The following is a 20,820-nucleotide window of genomic DNA, read 5'->3' as shown; positions in this document are numbered from 1 at the left end:
AAAATAATTAAAATGTGATTTCTGTAAAAATACATCTATGATCAGAGTTTTGAAAACTTACAATGTCTAAATCTTTAACATAGTAGTGGTTTTTAGGCAATAAAATATGATCTATTGTTGCATTAAAAAGTTTTGGACTTTGGCTATTCCAAGTTCCTCTTTCAAAAGGTGGCAGTACATTTAATGCGTCCCTATGAGAGCTTATTTTTGCAAGTGCTCCATGACGCATAGTTGCATTAAAATCACCTGCAATAATAGCCTTTGGATATTTTGAAGCCAATTGATTATGAATGATGTTTAAGTCTTGCTTCCAGATTTCCATTAAACCTGGCAGAGGAGGAGCAGTATGCAAGGCAATGATATCTGGTATATTTTGTTTTCTCGAATGTAATACAATTGTCCCGAACCGTGTTGTATGAAAAGTTTTAGCTTCTGTATAGAAACCATAACTTTTCTTGACAATCACAGTCACAGGAGCTATTCCACTATTGGTAGGTGGAGAAGTGAAAATATCATAGTTGGCCATAGAAAGTCCAACTTGATGAAACAATAGTTTGATTCTCTGGTTTTCTTGCTCACCTCTGATATTGGTAGCTAGTTCAGGGAATATAGCCATATCGGCGTCAAAATGGCTAAAAATTCGCTCAATATGTTGTGCTTCTATTTGATTAGCGACGTTCCAAGTTACTAATTTTAAGGTTTTAGTCTTATTTGATGCAGAAGAAAGGGTTTTATCTGTTCCGAATAATAGTAATATGAGCGATAGTAAGAGCAAAATGCCAGAGTAAAACCGTATTTGTTTATTTTTCTTGTAAAAAGATAGGAAAAAAAATAAGAAACTTAAAATAGCAGCCATAGTTGCAGTAGCTAAGGGGAAGGCATAAATCTGTGCCAAGATAGGTTGGGTAGATAGCCAAATGTTAAGATTAGAAGATGGGAAAAAAGAATAAGTTATGATAGGGATAACAAAGAGAATGACCGAAAGGGCAGAGAGAAATGTTTTAATCATTGTGTGAGTACCTCAATTTGCAATGGTTGCTCGGAGCTAATGTGACTTTGTGACTTTACTTGATTGATATTCTTTTTCTTGTCTTCCTCATAGATTAAGTACAACCCAAGTAAAAAAAGTCCAATTTAAGATTGAAATGATTAAAAGGCACAGAGATGCAAGACAATTATACTACAAAAGGTAAACATTTGACAATCGATAGCCGTCGCTTAATCGAAAGATGGAAAAAAGAAGGAAAATCAAATAGAGAAGTTGCCTCTCTACTTGGAAAAGCTCCTCAAACTATCCACACTGAAATCAAGCGTGGGACAGTCCGAAAATGTCTTGGAAAAGGGCGCTTCAAAGAGGTTTATTCTGCCGACTACGCTCAACAGTCTTATGAAAACAATCGCAAGCGCTCGGTCAAGAAATCAAGCTTGACCAAGGAACTAAAGGAAAAGATTCTCCACTATACATAACCAAAAATTTTCGCCTGAAATGATGGTTATGGCTAAAGGGGTTAACGTGGGAATTTCAACCATTTACTATTGGATTCATCGTGGAAAATTGGGGTTAAGCAAGCAGGATCTGCTTTATCCTAGAAAAGGAAAATCGCTTAAGAAATAGGCTAGCACCAACTTTAAACCCGCTGGTCAATCTATCGAATCATAATTCGCTCATTTTTTTAAAAATACATAGACGTAAAAGAAAGAGGGTTAAGTGATGAAGAATAGTGCTATTGGGAGTAATTGGAAGGATGTCCATCTGAGCTCTTTAGCAAGGAGGAAATCCTTGAAAGTGATATGCGAGTAGCTATCATGAGCGAGTTGATTGAAGCCAGAAATAAGCAAGGAATCAGTCAGAAAAAGCTAGAGGAACTCAGTGGAGTGAGTCAGCCTGTTATAGCTAGGATGGAGACAGGTAAGACTAGTCCACAGTTGGACACAGTCTTAAAAGTCCTAGCTAGTCTAGGAAAGATACTAGCAGTCGTCCGACTTGAACAGGGGAAAAGTTGACTAGAATCAGTTATAGTCTTTTCTAATAACAAGCCATAGTCACTTATAAGAATTACTAATAACGCGTTTGAGCATTCTAACTAAAATACAGCTAAAAACAAGTTATAAAAGGGATTTGAGGCATGTGTCTCAAGTCTTTTTCTTTTGTCTAAAATAGAGGTATAGTTTCAAACTATATCAAAGCCTAATTTTTTACAATTATACAGATGCTTTCTTTTCTGTTAAGATAGTTTCAACAACAAATTTTGGAGGACACATCATGTCAACTACAATCATCGGTTTCCCTCGTTTGGGCGAATTCCGTGAATTAAAATTTACAACTGAAAAATACTTTAGAAAAGAAATCTCAGAAGAAGAACTTTTAGCAGCAGCAAAAGACTTGCGTGCTAAACACTGGAACATTGTCAAAGAAAAAGGCATCACTGAAATTCCATCAAATGACTTTTCTCACTATGATAACTTCCTAGATGCGGCTTTCCTTTTCAACGTGGTGCCTGCATCCGTTCAAAACTTGGACTTGTCTGACCTTGAGCGCTACTTCGCTTTGGGACGTGGTTACCAGGGAGAAAAAGGGGACGTTCGCGCCCTTCCAATGAAGAAATGGTTCAACACTAACTACCACTACATCGTTCCTAAATTTGAAAAAGACACTCAAGTAAAATTGGCTGGTCACAAGATTTTCGATGAGTTCCAAGAAGCAAAAGAACTTGGATTGAACACTCGTCCTGTTCTTGTAGGTCCATTCACTTTCCTTCAATTGTCAGACTTTGAAGAAGGCGTGAAAGCAGACGACTTCGTAGATAGCTTAGTGGCTGCTTACCAAGAAGTTTTTGCTAAATTGGCTGAACTTGGTGCGACTCGCATCCAATTGGATGAAGCGGCTCTTGTAAAAGACTTGACAGCTGAAGAAAAAGCTCTCTTCTTGAACCTTTACAACAAACTCTTGGCTGACAAAAAAGGTCTTGAAGTCTTGCTTCAAACTTATTTCGGTGATGTTCGTGACGTATACGCTGACCTTGTAAACTTGCCAGTAGATGCTATCGGTCTTGACTTTGTTGAAGGTAAGAAAACTCTTGAACTCGTTAAAGGTGGCTTCCCAGCTGACAAGACTCTCTATGTAGGTATTGTCAATGGTAAAAACATCTGGCGCAACAACTACGAAAAGAGCTTGGCTGTTCTTGAGCAAATCCCAGCTGAAAACATCGTTTTGACAAGCTCTTGCTCACTTCTTCATGTGCCATTTACAACTGCTAATGAAGAATTTGAACCAGCACTCTTGAACCACTTTGCCTTTGCAGTTGAAAAATTGGATGAAATCCGTGACTTGGATGCTATCCGCAATGGTCAAGGTTCAGAAGCTCTTGCAGCCAACAAAGAACTCTTTGCGACTGAGCGTGTTGGTGAAAATGCTGAACTTCGTGCGCGTATCGCTGGATTGACAGACGCAGACTACACTCGTTTGCCAGCCTTTGCAGAACGTGAAGCTATCCAAGAAGAAGCTTTCAAACTTCCAGCTCTTCCAACAACAACGATTGGTTCATTCCCTCAAACAAAAGAAGTTCGTGCCAAACGTTTGGCTTACCGTAAAGGTGAATTGTCTCAAAAAGAGTACGATGCTTTCCTTGCTGAAACGATTGACGAATGGATCAAGTGGCAAGAAGATATTGACTTTGATGTCCTTGTTCACGGTGAATTTGAGCGTAATGACATGGTTGAGTACTTCGGTCAAAACTTGTCAGGATACCTCTTCTCTAAAAATGGATGGGTACAATCATACGGTATGCGTGGGGTAAAACCACCAATCATCTGGGGTGATGTCACTCGTCTTAACCCTATCACTGTTAAATGGTCTAGCTATGCACAAAGTCGTACAAACAAACCTGTTAAAGGTATGTTGACTGGACCTGTTACCATTCTTAACTGGTCATTCCCACGTGAAGACATCTCTATCAAGGATTCAACTCTTCAAATCGCCCTTGCTATCAAGGATGAAGTACTTGACCTTGAAGTTGCTGGTGTGAAGATCATCCAAATCGACGAGGCTGCTCTTCGTGAAAAATTGCCACTCCGTCGTAGCGACTGGTACGAAGACTACCTTGACTGGGCAATTCCTGCCTTCCGCTTGGTACACTCAACAGTAGCGCCAGACACACAAATCCACACTCACATGTGTTACTCAGAATTTACAGATATCATCCCAGCTATCGATAACATGGATGCAGACGTTATTTCCTTTGAAGCTAGCCGTTCAAACCTTGAAATCTTGGACGAACTCAAAGCGAAAAACTTCCAAACAGAAGTGGGACCTGGGGTTTACGATATCCACTCACCTCGTGTACCAAACGAAGGCGAAATCGACAACACAATCGAAGCCATCCTTGCTAAAGTGCCAAGCAAGAAAGTTTGGATCAACCCTGACTGTGGTTTGAAAACACGTGGTATCCCAGAAACAAAAGAAAGCTTGATCCGCCTTGTTGAAGCAGCTAAAGCTGCGCGTGAGAAATTGTAAGATTGGATTTCTCTCCATACAGTGGTTGTTCAAAAAGAAATCAACTAGAAAAGGTTATTACATATGTCACGCCAAACACCGTCACTCTCATTTGAAGTGTTCCCTCCAAACCCAGCCGTGGGTAATGGTAACATTATTTCAGCCTTGCAGGATATGCAGGAGTTGGCTCCCCATTTTATCAGTGTAACTGCCAGCAATAATAAATTTAATATCAAGGAAACGACGGTTCGTTTGGCTGACTTTATCCAAAATGACTTGGCGATTCCGACCATTGCCCACTTGCCAGCTATTTATCTAACTAAGGACAAGGTTGCTGAAACTATTGTTGACTTGGACAAAGTTGGGGTTCAGAAAATCTTGGCTCTTCGTGGGGATATTATTCCAGACGTAGAACCACAAAAGGATTTCCGCTATGCAACCGACTTGATTGAGTTTATCAAGGAACAAGCCCCTCACTTTGATATTATTGGAGCTTGCTATCCAGAAGAGCATCCAGATTCGCCAAATCAGATTTCAGATATTCAAAATCTTAAGAAGAAAGTGGATGCAGGCTGTTCGAGCCTCGTAACTCAGCTCTTCTTTGACAATGAGCGCTTCTATGATTTTCAGGACAAGTGTATCTTGGCTGGGATTGATGTTCCCATTCATGCAGGAATTATGCCAATTCTGAATCGAAATCAGGCTCTCCGACTCTTGAAGACTTGTGAGAATATCCATCTTCCACGCAAATTTAAAGCCATCTTAGACAAGTATGAGCATGACCCTGAGTCGCTCAGAGCAGCAGGACTTGCCTATGCAGTGGACCAAATCGTGGACTTGGTAACTCAGGATGTTGCCGGTGTGCATCTCTATACGATGAATAATGCTGATACAGCAAAATACATCCATCAAGCAACCCATGCCTTGTTTAATCACCAGTCTCTAGGATAATAAAAGCAAACCATTCTTCTCAGGTGAGGGGAATGGTTCCTTTTTAATGGTAAAGACCTCACTTTTTAAGAAAAATATGATAAAATAAATTCTGTACGTACTTGATACAAAGATGAAGGTATTAAATAATACAATGCATTTAAACTGTAAGATTTAACGACACGAGTGAGTCAAATCGATGTTATTTGACGAGAGAGTTAGTAAAGCATTTAGCTAATCGCCCGATAGCGATTAGCGTGAAAGCTTTAGATACTTTAGTATTAAACCTTTCTAATGATGTATCTTGAAAACTGAACTTGCCTACAACTCTGTGGAAAAAGATAAATCTCCCTAGGAGTAGTCGCTCCGTCGTTCGATTTCCTATCTTCCTTTGAGTTGCTTGACGGCTTGGTATCTTGAGTAATTGAACACGGCCGAAAAGCTGTGTAAAAAAGATAAACTGTCTTGTCTTCATCGAAGACTTCGTCAGTTTCCTATTTTTACTTTGCTTTTGACGTCCTTGGTATCTTGATCTTTGTAGGCAAGGCGTATAATTTCATCAATCAAAAGGGGATTAAAATGGCAAAACAAGTGTTTCAAACGACTTTTGCGGGTCGTGAGTTAATTGTAGAGACTGGTCAGGTTGCTAAGCAAGCAAATGGATCTGTTGTCGTACGTTACGGTGAGTCAACTGTCTTGACTGCTGCCGTTATGTCTAAGAAAATGGCAACTGGGGATTTCTTCCCACTCCAAGTCAACTACGAAGAAAAAATGTATGCGGCTGGGAAGTTTCCTGGTGGCTTTATGAAACGTGAAGGACGTCCTTCAACAGATGCGACCTTGACAGCGCGTTTGATTGACCGTCCGATTCGTCCTATGTTTGCGGAAGGTTTCCGTAATGAAGTCCAAGTCATCAATACAGTGCTTTCTTATGATGAAAATGCATCTGCACCAATGGCTGCTATGTTTGGTTCATCTTTGGCACTGTCTATTTCAGATATTCCATTTGACGGACCAATTGCTGGGGTACAAGTGGGATATGTAGATGGCCAAATCATCATCAACCCAAGTCAAGAACAAGCAGAGCAATCTCTTCTTGAATTGACAGTAGCTGGAACCAAGCACGCTATCAACATGGTAGAGTCTGGTGCCAAAGAATTGTCAGAAGAAATCATGTTGGAAGCGCTTCTTAAAGGGCACGAAGCTGTCAAAGAATTGATTACCTTCCAAGAAGAAATCGTTGCTGCTGTCGGTAAAGAAAAAGCAGAAGTGGAATTGCTTCACGTGGATGCTGAATTGCAAGCTGAAATCATTGCAGCCTACAACAGTGACCTCCAAAAGGCAGTTCAAGTAGAAGAGAAATTGGCCCGTGAAGCTGCAACTCAAGCAGTGAAAGACCAAGTGACTGCCGTTTACGAAGAAAAATATGCGAACCACGAAGAATTTGACCGTATTATGCGTGATGTGGCTGAAATCTTGGAACAAATGGAACACGCAGAAGTGCGACGTTTAATTACAGAAGACAAGGTGCGTCCTGATGGTCGTAAGGTCGATGAAATCCGTCCTTTGGATGCGGTTGTTGACTTCCTTCCTCGTGTACATGGTTCAGGTCTCTTTACTCGTGGGCAAACTCAAGCTCTTTCAGTCTTGACCTTGGCTCCGATGGGAGAAACTCAAATCATTGATGGTTTGGATCCAGAGTACAAGAAACGCTTTATGCACCACTATAACTTCCCTCAATATTCTGTAGGGGAAACAGGTCGTTACGGTGCGCCAGGTCGTCGTGAAATCGGTCACGGTGCTCTTGGTGAGCGTGCTCTTGCTCAAGTCTTGCCAAGCTTGGAAGAATTCCCATACGCTATCCGTCTAGTAGCAGAAGTTTTGGAATCAAACGGTTCTTCATCTCAAGCTTCTATCTGTGCGGGAACTCTTGCCCTTATGGCTGGTGGTGTGCCAATCAAGGCGCCAGTAGCTGGTATTGCTATGGGACTTATCTCAGATGGAAATAACTACACAGTATTGACAGATATCCAAGGTTTGGAAGATCACTTTGGAGATATGGACTTCAAGGTTGCAGGTACTCGTGATGGGATTACAGCCCTTCAAATGGATATCAAGATTCAAGGGATTACTGCAGAAATCTTGACGGAGGCTCTTGCTCAAGCCAAGAAAGCGCGTTTTGAAATCCTTGATGTCATTGAAGCAACCATTCCAGAAGTTCGTCCAGAATTGGCTCCAACTGCTCCGAAAATTGATACGATCAAGATTGATGTGGACAAGATTAAGATTGTCATCGGTAAGGGTGGAGAAACCATCGACAAGATTATCGCTGAAACAGGTGTTAAGATTGATATAGACGAAGAAGGAAATGTGTCTATCTACTCTAGTGACCAAGATGCTATTAACCGTGCCAAAGAAATTATTGCTGGTTTGGTTCGTGAAGCCAAAGTGGATGAAGTTTACCGTGCTAAAGTCGTTCGTATCGAGAAATTTGGTGCCTTTGTTAACCTCTTTGATAAGACAGATGCCCTTGTTCATATCTCTGAGATGGCTTGGACTCGTACCAATCGTGTAGAGGATTTGGTAGAAATCGGGGATGAAGTTGATGTTAAGGTTATCAAGATTGATGAAAAAGGCCGTATCGATGCCTCTATGAAGGCTCTTCTACCTCGTCCGCCAAAACCTGAGCATGATGAAAAAGGTGAAAAGTCTGAGCGCCCTCACCGCCCACGTCATCAAAAGGATCACAAACCTAAGAAAGAATTTACAGAAACACCAAAAGATTCAGAATAAGAAAAGGAGAAATGTATGGGGTGGTGGCGCGAAACCATTGATATTGTAAAAGAAAATGATCCAGCGGCCCGCACCACTTTGGAGGTTTTGCTGACTTATCCAGGTGTCAAGGCCTTGGCGGCCCACCGTCTCTCGCATTTTCTCTGGAAGCACGGCTTCAAACTATTAGCTCGTATGTACAGTCAGTTTTGGCGCTTTTGGACTCAGATTGAGATTCATCCAGGAGCCCAGATTGATTCAGGTGTTTTTATTGACCATGGTTCTGGTCTGGTGATTGGAGAGACAGCGATTGTTGAAAAAGGCGTTCTTCTCTATCACGGAGTGACTCTCGGGGGAACAGGGAAAGACTGTGGCAAACGCCATCCGACTGTACGAAAGGGAGCCCTCATATCAGCCCATGCCCAAGTTATCGGGCCTGTGGAAATTGGTGAAAATGCCAAGGTCGGTGCTGCAGCAGTTGTCGTAGCAGATGTACCTAGTGACGTGACGGTTGTCGGTATTCCGGCCAAGATTGTCCGTCTTCATGGTAAGAAAGATGAGCCTGTCATTCACGAAGTCGAAGAAAAACGAGAGTATTATGTCAATAAACTCGAGCAGGCTAAAGATGCCAGTCACAGATCGTCTGGTTTGTAGAGGATACCTATATGATTCAAGCAAGAAACAAGTTAAGCCAAGAGGAGCTATCTGAAGCGAAAAAAGTAATTAACTGTTGCCAAAACTATGACGGTACCTATCGCGATCCCTATCTCTCTAACATGCTTAATTTTGACCCAAACATGCCCGCCTTTTTCCTTTATTATGAAAAAGGCGAACTTGTTGGTTTATTAACTGTCTATGCAGATGACCAAGATGTAGAAGTAACGATACTGGTTCATCCAGGTCATCGCCGTCAGGGGATTGCGCGTGCATTGTTTACTAGTTTTGAGAGAGAAATAGCTTCTTTCCCCATTCGGTCAGTCACTTTTCAGACAGAACGTATTTTTTTAGAGAATCATCCTGACTTTGCCAGTAACTGGGGACTAATCGAGGATGAAGAGACAGAAACTTGGTTAGGTAAGGATAGAAGACCTTATCCGTTAGCAAATGTTTCCCATCTTGAAGTTTTGTTAGCAGATAGTTCGTATCAGGATCAAATTAGTCAATTAAAATTTCAGGCATTTTCAGAGGAACATGAATCGAGAGAAGTTGTGGATAGATATGTCGCTGAAGCTCTGAAGGATCCAGAAAGTCGCTTATATATTTTATTAAAAGACGGTCAGGTTATTGGGACTTGTACGGTTGATTTATCGACTAATACGAATTACTTCTACGGTTTAGCAATATTGGAACCTGAACGTGGAAAAGGCTATGGAAGCTACTTAGCAAAATCCCTCGTCAACCAACTAATTGAGCAAAATGACAAGGAATTTCAGATTGCAGTGGAAGATAGCAATGTAGGTGCCAAACGTTTGTATGAAAAAATTGGCTTTGTCAAACAGACTCAGGTGGTTTATCTGAATGAGAAAGGAGCAAGGGATTCCGAAGTGTAGAGATATTCGGACTGAAATTTACTTGAACTTTTAGTGATGAAACTAATTGTTCTTGGATTTCAGCTTTCCTGATTATGATTTATGATTAAAATCTATGACACCATGTCTCGTGATTTGCGAGAATTTGTCCCGATTGAGGACGGCAAGATCAAGATGTATGTTTGTGGGCCAACGGTGTACAACTATATCCACGTGGGAAACGCCCGTTCGACGGTAGCTTTTGATACGATTCGTCGCTATTTTGAGTACCGTGGGTATAAGGTTGCCTATATTTCCAATTTTACAGATGTGGATGATAAGATTATCAACCGTGCCAGGGAAGAAGGCATCACGCCTCAGGAGGTTGCGGATAAGTACATCGCTGCCTTTCGTGAGGATGTGACGGCCTTGGGCGTGAAACCTGCGACTCGCCATCCGCGTGTAGTGGAGTTTATGGCAGACATCATCCGTTTTGTGGAAGACTTGATCGAGAAAGGCTTTGCCTATGAGAGTCAAGGGGATGTCTATTTCCGTGTAGAAAAATCCCACAACTATGCTAAATTGGCTAATAAAACCTTGGAAGATTTGGAGCTAGGTGCTTCAGGTCGTACCGATGAAGAAACGGCTCGTAAGGAAAATCCTGTAGACTTTGCTCTATGGAAATCTTCCAAACCAGGTGAGATTTCTTGGGATAGTCCTTGGGGACCTGGACGTCCGGGTTGGCATATTGAGTGTTCAGTCATGTCGACAGAGATTTTAGGTGATACCATTGATATCCACGGTGGTGGAGCTGACCTAGAGTTTCCACACCACACCAATGAAATTGCCCAATCTGAAGCTAAAACAGGCAAGGCTTTTGCTAACTACTGGATGCACAATGGCTTTGTCAATATCGACAATGTCAAAATGTCTAAGTCCTTGGGTAACTTCATTACGGTACACGATGCCCTTAAAACTCTTGATGGGCAAGTACTTCGTTTCTTCTTTGCGACCCAGCACTACCGTAAGCCTATCAACTTCACGGAAAAGGCAGTTCGCGATGCCGAGACCAATCTCAAGTATCTGAAGAATACTTACGAACAACCATTTACAGGAAACGTGGATGCCCAAGAGTTACAAAACTTTAAAGATAAGTTTGTAGCAGCTATGGATGAAGATTTTAATGCTGCCAACGGTATCACAGTTGTCTTTGAAATGGCCAAATGGATCAACTCAGGGAACTATGATGCAAGTGTCAAGCAAGCTCTTGCAGATATGTTAGAAATTTTTGGAATTGTCTTTGTTGAGGAAGTTTTGGATGCAGAGATTGAAGACTTGATTCAAAAACGCCAAGAGGCGCGTGCCAATCGAGACTTTGAGACAGCAGACCAAATCCGTGACCAATTGGTTACTCAAGGAATTAAGCTCCTTGATACCAAGGATGGAGTGAGGTGGACACGTGATTGATGTCAATCTCATTAACGGGATTGCGCTAGCCTTTGAGGGGGATGCGGTGTATTCTATGTATATTCGCCGTCACCTCATCCTCAAAGGTATGACCAAACCCAATAAACTCCATCAAGAAGCAACCAAGTATGTGTCAGCCAAGGCTCAGGCTCGCCTGATTGCTCTCATGTTGGAGGAGCAGGTCCTAACGGAAAAAGAAGAAGAAATCTACAAACGTGGCCGCAATACCAATAGCCACACAAAGGCTAAAAATGCAGATGTCGTGACTTATCGTATGTCCACGGGATTTGAAGCGGTTATGGGCTATCTCCATATGACTGAGAATCTGGAACGTCTTGAGAGTTTGGTTTCATGGTGCATCCAAAAAGTGGAGGGCTAGAACATGAGGGAAAAAGAACTACAAGACTGGTTTCCTGAGGCTCGGATTTCAGACCAACCAGTAGAGAAAGAGGGCTATCTCACGCTCCCTTTAGCTTCTCAGCAGTGGATTTTGCTGGAGGAAGCTGGGCTCAGCGAGCGTGAAAAGCAGTTGGTTGCCCTTTTGACCCAGCAGGAGCAGGCTCGTTCGCTAAACCCTTGGTATTCCTATCTGGTTGAAGGCAAGGGACAGGCACCGCAAGTTTTTAAAAAGATTCAGTTGGTTTATTGCCATCTTTCTTATTTTCAGCAGGAAAATCTGGCTTCTTGGCTAGATATGATGCGGACTCTTTTTCCGAATTGTCAGACAGTGCTACAGGTCGGATCTCAGGATTATGTTTTCGTGCTTCAACAAGACAAATACACTTATGTAAGAGATATTTTAAGTGATACGATTGAAGCGGTTGAGTATGACTTTGGACTTCGTCTTTCTATCATGTTGGGTCAGGTTTGGTCTCAGACGGGACATCAAGCCCTATCAGACTTAATCAAAGCTGAGCGGGATTTGTTCAAGACATGGTGGCGTCAGGGTCACCAAGGTGTTCATACTTTTTCTCAGCTCTATCTTTGGAGTATGGGAGAAAGACTCGTGGACTTGAAGCCAATCAAGGAATGTCTACACCAGATGATTTTGGATCAAGATCAGATTCAGGAAATCATTCTCTCTCTTTGGGAAAATAGTGCTGTTCTCACTAAAACAGCCCAGCAACTCTATCTGCACCGCAATTCTCTCCAATACAAGATTGATAAATGGGAAGAGTTGACAGGGCTTCAGTTGAAAGAGTTGACCGACCTGACCTTGTGTTATCAATTGATTTTAGGTTCTTTGTCAACTATAGTTGGTTTGTAAAGAAGTTAATATTTGGAGAAGAGGATGGCCATCTTCTCCATTTTTATGTGCAGAGTTATAGTGGCTTGATGCTGGGAAAGTACACTGTGACTGCTAAAACATTCCTAGAAGTTGCTTTGATTTCCCTAATCTATTTATGTGAATTTTATGTTATTTTACTATAACAGTTGTTGCTAAGCTAAATAATAGTGGGGAAGTTTATTTAGACGTAAGCATTGAAGATAATCAGGGAGGTAGTGGGTATAATTTCAGTTCTGTTTCAAGTAGCTCACAAACAGCTAAATATGAAGGAACTGGTTATAATAACAATTCATCATTATATATAACGATTGATAAAACGTCTGATGCAACAGCTCTTTTGAAATTAAAGTTGAATAATGTTGATAATCAACCTGCTACTGAAGTTCCTAGTTCAGGAATTACTGTAAAATTAAATGCTAAAGATAATGCTGGAAACTGGACAAGTGCTTCGAATAAAAAAGAAGTAACAGTAAAAATTGTTTCTGCTAAACCGACATATCCAGACAAAATTTTAGTGAAAAATCCTGATAATATAAAAGATACAGAAAAAAATGCCATTATTGAAAAATTGAAAGAGGCAAATAAAAATCATCCAGCAGGAGCTCCAACCTTTGCTAAAGGTGAAGGAGAGCATGCAAATGATATTGTAGCAACTTATTCAGATGGTACAACTTATTATGTACCGTTAAATGATGTGACAAAATATGCGAGGTAGTGGCTGTACCACTCACTTATTCACCTCCCCGTGATTTGTAGTAGTGATAGGCTTTCTCACTATTATTATAAAACAAAATAAAGATCACAACACTTTTTCATTCTGTGTTGTGCCTTGAGTGAAACGAAAGGAATGAATTATAAATATGAAAAGTATAGTCACTAACATAGATGAGCGCTTGCGTACTCGCCTACGAGTGATTATCTGGAAGCAATGGAAGAAGAAATCGAGACGATTATGGGGATTGCTTAAGTTAGGGGTTCCTAAATGGATAGCAGATAAGGTATCTGGCTGGGGCGAGCACTATCAATTATATTAAAATGAAATAAGAATAGGACGAATCGATCAGGGAAGTCAAATCGATTTCTAACAATATTTTAGAAGTAGAGGTATATTATTCTAGTTTCAATCTACTATAGTAGCTCAGAAGTCGGTACTTAAACGTGCTATATCAAAACCAGTCCTTGAAAAACGTGGACTGGTTTCGTGTTTGGATTATTACCTTGAACGACATGCGTTAAAAGTTAGTTGAACCGCCGTATGCCGAACGGCACGTACGGTGGTGTGAGAGGGGCTAGAGATTATCCCCTACTCGATATTTTTTTTCGTATTTCATAAACATTTCATATTTGGGTTTTATAATAGTCTTACAAATATGGAGGTGACAAATGAATCCAATCCAAAGATCTTGGGCTTATGTCAGCAGAAAGCGACTGAGAAGTTTTATTTTATTTCTGATTTTATTGGTCTTATTGGCCGGAATTTCAGCCTGTTTGACTCTGATGAAGTCCAACAAAACAGTAGAAAGCAATCTTTATAAATCACTCAATACATCTTTTTCTATTAAGAAGATAGAGAATGGTCAGACATTCAAGTTGTCAGACCTAGCATCTGTAAGCAAGATTAAGGGGCTGGAAAATGTCTCTCCTGAACTTGAGACGGTCGCAAAACTAAAAGACAAGGAAGCAGTGACTGGCGAGCAGAGCGTGGAGCGTGATGATTTATCAGCTGCAGACAATAACTTGGTTAGCTTAACGGCTCTTGAGGATTCATCCAAGGATGTAACCTTTACCAGTTCGGCTTTCAATCTAAAAGAAGGGCGACACCTTCAAAAAGGGGATTCCAAGAAAATCCTTATCCACGAAGAATTGGCTAAGAAGAACGGTCTTTCACTTCATGACAAGATTGGCTTGGATGCTGGTCAGTCTGAATCTGGAAAAGGACAAACAGTAGAGTTTGAGATTATCGGCATCTTTTCTGGTAAAAAACAAGAGAAATTCACAGGCTTGTCTTCTGACTTCAGTGAAAATCAAGTCTTTACAGATTATGAAAGTAGCCAAACCCTTTTGGGCAATAGTGAAGCTCAAGTCAGTGCAGCACGCTTCTATGTAGAAAATCCTAAGGAAATGGACGGACTCATGAAGCAGGTAGAAAACTTGGCCTTGGAAAATCAAGGCTACCAAGTCGAAAAGGAAAACAAGGCTTTTGAACAAATCAAAGACTCAGTTGCAACTTTCCAAACCTTCCTGACCATCTTCCTTTATGGGATGTTGATAGCAGGAGCTGGAGCCTTAATTCTGGTTTTGTCTCTCTGGTTGAGAGAACGGGTCTATGAAGTGGGGATTTTACTTGCACTTGGAAAAGGCAAGAGCTCGATCTTCCTACAATTCTGTTTAGAGGTAGTTTTGGTATCTCTTGGAGCTTTGCTTCCAGCATTTGTTGCAGGAAACGGAATCACAACTTACCTACTCCAAACTCTACTAGCAAGTGGAGATCAGGTAAGCTTACAAGATACACTAGCCAAAGCAAGCAGTTTATCAACTAGCATCTTATCTTTTGCAGAATCCTATGTTTTTCTAGTTCTGCTTAGTTGCTTATCTGTAGCCCTTTGTTTCCTATTCTTATTTAGAAAATCACCGAAAGAAATTTTATCATCTATTAGTTAAGAAGGAGAAATCATGACTTTATTACAATTACAAGATGTTACCTACCGTTATAAGAATACTGCTGAAGCAGTCCTATATCAGATCAATTATAATTTTGAACCCGGAAAATTTTACAGTATTATTGGGGAGTCAGGAGCAGGAAAATCCACACTCTTGTCCCTACTTGCTGGTCTAGATAGTCCTGTTGAAGGTTCTATCCTTTTTCAAGGAGAGGATATTCGTAAGAAGGGCTATTCTTACCATCGCATGCACCATATTTCCCTGGTCTTTCAAAATTATAACTTGATAGATTATCTTTCTCCGCTGGAAAATATCCAATTGGTCAACAAAAAGGCAAGCAAGAATACACTTCTTGAGCTTGGTTTGGATGAAAGCCAGATTAAGCGGAATGTTCTCCAGTTATCAGGTGGTCAACAGCAACGTGTTGCCATTGCTCGCAGTTTGGTCTCAGAAGCTCCAGTTATTCTAGCTGATGAGCCAACAGGAAATCTGGATCCTAAAACTGCTGGAGATATTGTCGAACTACTCAAATCACTTGCCCAGAAAACAGGTAAATGTGTGATTGTCGTAACTCACAGTAAAGAAGTGGCACAAGCGTCAGATATTACACTTGAATTAAAGGATAAGAAACTGACTGAAACGCGCAATACTAGTAAATAATTTGAGCTTATTTTGATAGAATGATTAAAACAAAATCTAGAAAGGGAATCTATGTTACACAACGCATTTGCCTATGTTACAAGGAAGTTTTTCAAATCGATTGTCATCTTCCTGATTATTCTCCTTATGGCGAGCTTGAGTTTGGTCGGCTTGTCAATCAAGGGAGCTACTGCCAAGGCTTCTCAGGAGACCTTTAAAAATATCACCAATAGCTTCTCCATGCAAATCAATCGTCGCGTCAACCAAGGAACGCCTCGTGGTGCTGGGAATATCAAGGGTGAAGACATCAAAAAAATCACCGAAAACAAGGCCATTGAGTCTTATGTCAAACGTATCAACGCTATCGGAGATTTGACTGGATATGACCTGATTGAAACGCCAGAAACCAAGAAGAATCTCACTGCTGATCGTGCCAAACGTTTTGGAAGTAGCTTGATGATTACAGGTGTCAATGACTCCTCTAAAGAAGATAAGTTTGTCTCTGGTTCTTATAAACTAGTCGAAGGAGAGCACTTAACCAACGACGACAAGGATAAAATCCTCTTGCACAAGGACTTGGCAGCCAAACACGGCTGGAAAGTAGGGGACAAGGTTAAACTGGACTCTAATATCTACGATGCAGATAATGAAAAAGGAGCCAAGGAAACAGTTGAAGTGACAATCAAGGGACTCTTTGATGGTCATAATAAGTCAGCAGTAACCTACTCACAAGAACTTTACGAAAACACAGCTATTACAGACATTCACACTGCTGCAAAACTTTATGGATACACAGAAGACACAGCCATTTATGGGGACGCAACCTTCTTTGTAACAGCAGACAAGAACTTGGATGATGTTATGAAAGAGTTGAATGGCATCAGTGGTATCAACTGGAAGAGCTACACACTCGTCAAGAGCTCCTCTAACTACCCAGCTCTTGAGCAATCTATCTCTGGTATGTACAAGATGGCCAACCTCCTCTTCTGGGGTAGCTTGAGCTTCTCAGTCCTTCTCCTTGCCCTCTTGCTCAGTCTTTGGATCAATGCCCGTCGCAAGGAAGTGGGAATCCTCCTCTCTATTGGTCTCAAGCAGGCAAGTATCTTGGGTCAATTCATCACCGAATCTATCTTGATTGCTATCCCTGCTCTAGTTTCTGCTTACTTCCTAGCTAATTACACTGCCCGTGCAATTGGAAACACTGTCCTTGCCAATGTGACTTCAGGTGTTGCCAAACAGGCTAGTAAGGCGGCTCAAGCCTCTAACCTTGGTGGCGGTGCAGAAGTAGATGGCTTTAGCAAGACCTTGTCGAGCCTAGACATTTCCATTCAGACATCAGACTTTATCATCATTTTTGTCCTTGCCTTGGTTCTAGTGGTTCTCGTTATGGCGCTTGCTTCAAGCAATCTCCTTAGAAAACAACCAAAAGAGCTCTTGCTGGATGGTGAATAAATTTGAAAAAAATGAGTCTGGAATAAAGATTGCATCTTGTGTTTCTATTCAAGAATAGTGGATAGGAATAGCTATTTAACAATTCAAAATAAATCTGAAAGCAGTGGTGAAAATCATTGCTTTCAGTTGCTTTCTTTGTACTTTAGTGCTTAAATATAATATACTAAAGTTATGGAATTTATGAGAAAGGAATTTCACAACGTTTTATCTAGTGGTCAGTTGCTTACAGACAAAAGGCCAGCAAGAGACTATAATAGAAAATAGAGTAGGTATTTATTCTAAGAAAAATAAAAAATAGAGAGCAGTTAAAGTATGAAAATTTTAATTGTAGAAGATGAAGAGATGATCCGTGAGGGGGTCAGTGATTATTTGACGGATTGTGGCTATGAAACTATTGAGGCAGCGGACGGTCAGGAAGCTCTGGAGCAATTTTCTAGCTATGAGGTGGCCCTGGTTTTACTGGATATCCAGATGCCCAAGCTTAACGGCTTAGAAGTCCTAGCTGAGATTCGTAAAACCAGTCAGGTTCCTGTCTTGATGTTGACAGCTTTTCAGGATGAGGAATACAAGATGAGTGCCTTTGCCTCTTTGGCAGATGGCTATCTGGAAAAACCTTTCTCCCTCTCCCTCTTAAAAGTGAGGGTGGACGCGATTTTCAAGCGCTACTACGATACAGGACGAATCTTTTCTTACAAGGATACCAAGGTGGACTTTGAAAGCTACAGTGCAAGCCTCGCAGGTCAAGAAGTGCCTATCAATGCCAAAGAGTTGGAAATTCTGGACTATCTAGTGAAAAATGAAGGCCGGGCCTTGACTCGGTCTCAGATTATCGATGCCGTCTGGAAAGCGACAGATGAGGTTCCCTTTGACCGTGTTATTGATGTTTATATCAAGGAATTGCGGAAAAAGCTAGACTTGGATTGTATCCTCACTGTGCGCAATGTTGGTTATAAATTGGAGCGAAAATGAAACGAACAGGTTTATTTACAAAGATATTTATCTATACCTTCTCGATATTTAGTGTTCTGGTTATCTGCCTTCATTTAGCTATTTATTTTCTTTTTCCTTCGACTTATCTGAGTCATCGTCAGGAAACCATTGGTCAAAAGGCAACAGCCATTGCCCAGTCCCTAGAAGGGAAAGATAGGCAGAGTATCGAGCAAGTGTTAGACTTGTATTCCCAGACTAGTGATATCAAGGGGACCGTCAAAGGTGAGATGACCGAGGACAAGTTAGAAGTCAAGGACAGTCTTCCTCTGGACACAGACCGCCAGACAACCTCTCTCTTTATTGAGGAGCGCGAGGTGAAAACGCAAGACGGTGGTACTATGATTCTCCAGTTTCTAGCTTCCATGGATTTACAAAAGGAAGCGGAGCAAATCAGTCTCCAGTTTCTTCCCTATACCTTGCTGGCCTCCTTTCTGATTTCCCTCTTGGTGGCCTACATCTACGCTCGGACTATTGTTGCACCGATTTTGGAAATCAAGCGGGTGACCCGTCGGATGATGGACCTGGATTCCCAAGTGCGATTGCGCGTGGATTCTAAGGATGAGATAGGCAATCTCAAGGAACAAATCAATAGCCTCTACCAGCATCTCTTGACTGTTATTGCGGACTTGCATGAAAAGAATGAAGCCATTCTCCAGCTGGAGAAGATGAAGGTCGAATTCCTACGAGGAGCTTCTCATGAATTGAAAACACCGCTGGCTAGTTTGAAAATCCTAATCGAAAATATGAGAGAGAATATCGGTCGTTATAAGAATAGAGACCAGTATCTGGGAGTTGCCTTGGGGATTGTGGATGAACTCAATCACCATGTTCTGCAGATACTTTCCCTCTCTTCTGTGCAGGAATTGCGAGATGATAGGGAAACAATTGACCTCCTCCAGATGACGCAAAATCTGGTCAAAGATTATGCCTTGCTAGCCAAGGAAAGAGAGCTCCAGATAGACAATAGTTTGACCCATCAGCAGGCTTATCTAAACCCATCAGTTATGAAGTTGATTCTTTCTAATCTCATCAGCAATGCCATTAAGCACTCTGTTCCAGGTGGCTTAGTTCGAATTGGAGAAAGAGAAGGAGAACTTTTTATCGAAAATAGCTGTAGCTCAGAGGAACAAGAAAAACTAGCCCAGTCTTTTTCTGACAATGCCAGTCGCAAGGTCAAGGGGTCTGGTATGGGGCTCTTTGTGGTTAAGAGTCTATTAGAACATGAAAAATTAGCTTATCGTTTCGAGATGGAGGAGAATCGTTTAACCTTCTTTATAGATTTTCCAAAAGTCGTCCAAGACTAGGGAGAGAAAGGGTTTACATAGATGGAGTTAGAAGAAAATCAATCGAAACTGCGGGAAAAACTAGATTTTTTTGGCAAAAAGTGATAAAATGAACAATGTAAATGGGATGACCCATAAAAATATACAGGAGGCCTGATAAAATGGCAATCGTTTCAGCAGAAAAATTTGTCCAAGCAGCCCGTGACAACGGTTATGCAGTTGGTGGATTTAACACAAACAACCTTGAGTGGACTCAAGCTATCTTGCGCGCAGCAGAAGCTAAAAAAGCTCCAGTTTTGATCCAAACTTCAATGGGTGCTGCTAAATACATGGGTGGTTACAAAGTTGCTCGCAACTTGATCGCTAACCTTGTTGAATCAATGGGTATCACTGTACCAGTAGCTATCCACCTTGACCACGGTCACTACGAAGATGCACTTGAGTGTATCGAAGTTGGTTATACTTCAATCATGTTTGACGGTTCACACCTTCCAGTTGAAGAAAACCTTAAATTGGCTAAAGAAGTTGTTGAAAAAGCACACGCTAAAGGTATCTCAGTAGAAGCTGAAGTTGGTACTATCGGTGGTGAAGAAGACGGAATCATCGGTAAAGGTGAATTGGCTCCAATCGAAGACGCTAAAGCAATGGTTGAAACTGGTATCGACTTCTTGGCAGCTGGTATCGGTAACATCCACGGCCCTTACCCAGTAAACTGGGAAGGTCTTGACCTTGACCACTTGCAAAAATTGACAGAAGCTCTTCCAGGATTCCCAATCGTATTGCACGGTGGATCAGGTATTCCTGATGAGCAAATCCAAGCAGCTATCAAACTTGGTGTTGCCAAAGTTAACGTTAACACAGAATGCCAAATCGCATTCGCTAACGCAACTCGTAAATTTGCTCGTGACTACGAAGCAAACGAAGCAGAATACGACAAGAAAAAACTCTTCGACCCACGTAAATTCTTGGCTGACGGTGTAAAAGCTATCCAAGCATCGGTTGAAGAACGTATCGACGTATTCGGTTCAGAAGGTAAAGCATAATCTAGCTGAATAATACAGATAAAACCTGCCTGTGAGGGTGGGTTTTTTGATTTCAAGCTACTCGTTTTAGTATAGTAAACTGAATCTAGACTAGCACAATGCTGCTTCTATAGCGTTTCGAAACTAGAATAGGACAACATAACTGCTAAAAGATTTCTATAAATTCATTTGATTTTCCTAATCAATTTGTTCGTATCCTATTTCACTCCACTATAAAATATTCTTATCAATTGATTTGAATGCCAAAATTCCATCGTTCAGGTCTTATTTCATTTGGCTATAAAAAACTCTCCTG

18 protein-coding genes and 2 pseudogenes are annotated in these 20,820 nt (G+C 41.2%); 19 read left to right on the top strand and 1 reads right to left on the bottom strand.

Annotated features, from left to right (window positions below; genetic code table 11):
- Positions 1-7 precede the first annotated feature (7 nt).
- The gene (locus AT689_RS10810) at positions 8-1,009 is read right to left on the bottom strand and encodes an endonuclease/exonuclease/phosphatase family protein (protein WP_000597991.1); all 1,002 of its coding nucleotides are present in this window, start codon (positions 1,007-1,009) and stop codon (positions 8-10) included.
- A gap of 155 nt (positions 1,010-1,164) precedes the next feature.
- Between AT689_RS10810 and AT689_RS10805 the strand changes: the two are divergent.
- From AT689_RS10805 to AT689_RS10710, 19 genes and pseudogenes are all read left to right on the top strand, one after another.
- Positions 1,165-1,612: pseudogene (locus tag AT689_RS10805) on the top strand (IS30 family transposase); the annotation flags it as partial.
- A gap of 125 nt (positions 1,613-1,737) precedes the next feature.
- A complete protein-coding gene (locus AT689_RS10795; RefSeq protein ID WP_001844589.1) occupies positions 1,738-2,004 on the top strand; it encodes a helix-turn-helix domain-containing protein in 267 nt (88 codons plus the stop codon).
- Between the two features lie 259 nt (positions 2,005-2,263).
- Complete coding sequence (metE, locus tag AT689_RS10790) at positions 2,264-4,513, top strand: 5-methyltetrahydropteroyltriglutamate--homocysteine S-methyltransferase (protein WP_000108204.1); 2,250 nt, start codon at positions 2,264-2,266, stop codon at positions 4,511-4,513.
- Between the two features lie 63 nt (positions 4,514-4,576).
- The gene (metF, locus tag AT689_RS10785) at positions 4,577-5,443 is read left to right on the top strand and encodes a methylenetetrahydrofolate reductase [NAD(P)H] (protein WP_000089982.1); all 867 of its coding nucleotides are present in this window, start codon (positions 4,577-4,579) and stop codon (positions 5,441-5,443) included.
- Between the two features lie 558 nt (positions 5,444-6,001).
- Positions 6,002-8,215, top strand: a complete 2,214-nt coding sequence (pnp, locus tag AT689_RS10775; RefSeq protein ID WP_001118983.1) for a polyribonucleotide nucleotidyltransferase — start codon at positions 6,002-6,004, stop codon at positions 8,213-8,215.
- Positions 8,216-8,230: 15 nt separating this feature from the next.
- The gene (cysE, locus tag AT689_RS10770) at positions 8,231-8,848 is read left to right on the top strand and encodes a serine O-acetyltransferase (RefSeq protein WP_000539991.1); all 618 of its coding nucleotides are present in this window, start codon (positions 8,231-8,233) and stop codon (positions 8,846-8,848) included.
- An 11-nt stretch (positions 8,849-8,859) separates the two neighbouring features.
- A complete protein-coding gene (locus AT689_RS10765; RefSeq protein ID WP_000613655.1) occupies positions 8,860-9,744 on the top strand; it encodes a GNAT family N-acetyltransferase in 885 nt (294 codons plus the stop codon).
- Between the two features lie 81 nt (positions 9,745-9,825).
- Entirely contained in the window at positions 9,826-11,169 is a 1,344-nt protein-coding gene (gene cysS, locus AT689_RS10760; RefSeq protein ID WP_000591096.1) for a cysteine--tRNA ligase, read from the top strand.
- Positions 11,162-11,548, top strand: a complete 387-nt coding sequence (locus AT689_RS10755) for a Mini-ribonuclease 3 (RefSeq protein ID WP_000567914.1) — start codon at positions 11,162-11,164, stop codon at positions 11,546-11,548. The genes cysS and AT689_RS10755 overlap by 8 nt, the downstream gene beginning before the upstream one ends.
- A 3-nt stretch (positions 11,549-11,551) precedes the next feature.
- The gene (locus AT689_RS10750; protein ID WP_001208177.1) at positions 11,552-12,436 is read left to right on the top strand and encodes a helix-turn-helix domain-containing protein; all 885 of its coding nucleotides are present in this window, start codon (positions 11,552-11,554) and stop codon (positions 12,434-12,436) included.
- 370 nt (positions 12,437-12,806) lie between these two features.
- Positions 12,807-13,172 carry a hypothetical protein gene (locus tag AT689_RS13755; protein WP_001066708.1) on the top strand — a complete coding sequence of 122 codons (366 nt, stop codon included), beginning with the start codon at positions 12,807-12,809 and terminating at the stop codon, positions 13,170-13,172.
- Between the two features lie 142 nt (positions 13,173-13,314).
- Positions 13,315-13,485, top strand: a pseudogene (locus AT689_RS12710) (group II intron maturase-specific domain-containing protein); the annotation flags it as partial.
- A gap of 355 nt (positions 13,486-13,840) precedes the next feature.
- A complete protein-coding gene (locus tag AT689_RS10735; protein WP_001068293.1) occupies positions 13,841-15,118 on the top strand; it encodes an ABC transporter permease in 1,278 nt (425 codons plus the stop codon).
- A 12-nt stretch (positions 15,119-15,130) separates the two neighbouring features.
- A complete protein-coding gene (gene vex2, locus AT689_RS10730; RefSeq protein ID WP_000173747.1) occupies positions 15,131-15,778 on the top strand; it encodes an ABC transporter ATP-binding subunit Vex2 in 648 nt (215 codons plus the stop codon).
- A 51-nt stretch (positions 15,779-15,829) separates the two neighbouring features.
- Positions 15,830-17,209 (top strand): ABC transporter permease subunit Vex3, encoded by a 1,380-nt coding sequence (gene vex3, locus AT689_RS10725; protein ID WP_000902984.1) that lies wholly within the window; start codon positions 15,830-15,832, stop codon positions 17,207-17,209.
- Positions 17,210-17,389: 180 nt separating this feature from the next.
- Positions 17,390-17,473, top strand: a complete 84-nt coding sequence (gene pep27, locus AT689_RS13115) for a putative autolysis signal peptide Pep27 (protein WP_199862660.1) — start codon at positions 17,390-17,392, stop codon at positions 17,471-17,473.
- A 48-nt stretch (positions 17,474-17,521) separates the two neighbouring features.
- The gene (gene vncR, locus AT689_RS10720) at positions 17,522-18,178 is read left to right on the top strand and encodes a response regulator transcription factor VncR (RefSeq protein ID WP_000697960.1); all 657 of its coding nucleotides are present in this window, start codon (positions 17,522-17,524) and stop codon (positions 18,176-18,178) included.
- Positions 18,175-19,503: a sensor histidine kinase VncS gene (vncS, locus tag AT689_RS10715; RefSeq protein ID WP_000831375.1), complete on the top strand. Its 1,329-nt coding sequence runs from the start codon at positions 18,175-18,177 to the stop codon at positions 19,501-19,503. The genes vncR and vncS overlap by 4 nt, the downstream gene beginning before the upstream one ends.
- A gap of 140 nt (positions 19,504-19,643) precedes the next feature.
- Entirely contained in the window at positions 19,644-20,525 is an 882-nt protein-coding gene (locus AT689_RS10710) for a class II fructose-bisphosphate aldolase (protein WP_001019003.1), read from the top strand.
- The last annotated feature ends 295 nt before the right edge of the window (positions 20,526-20,820 follow it).

It is taken from the genome of Streptococcus pneumoniae (genome assembly GCF_001457635.1).
GTDB lineage: Bacteria > Bacillota > Bacilli > Lactobacillales > Streptococcaceae > Streptococcus > Streptococcus pneumoniae.
This window is presented reverse-complemented; position numbering and strand designations above follow the sequence as displayed.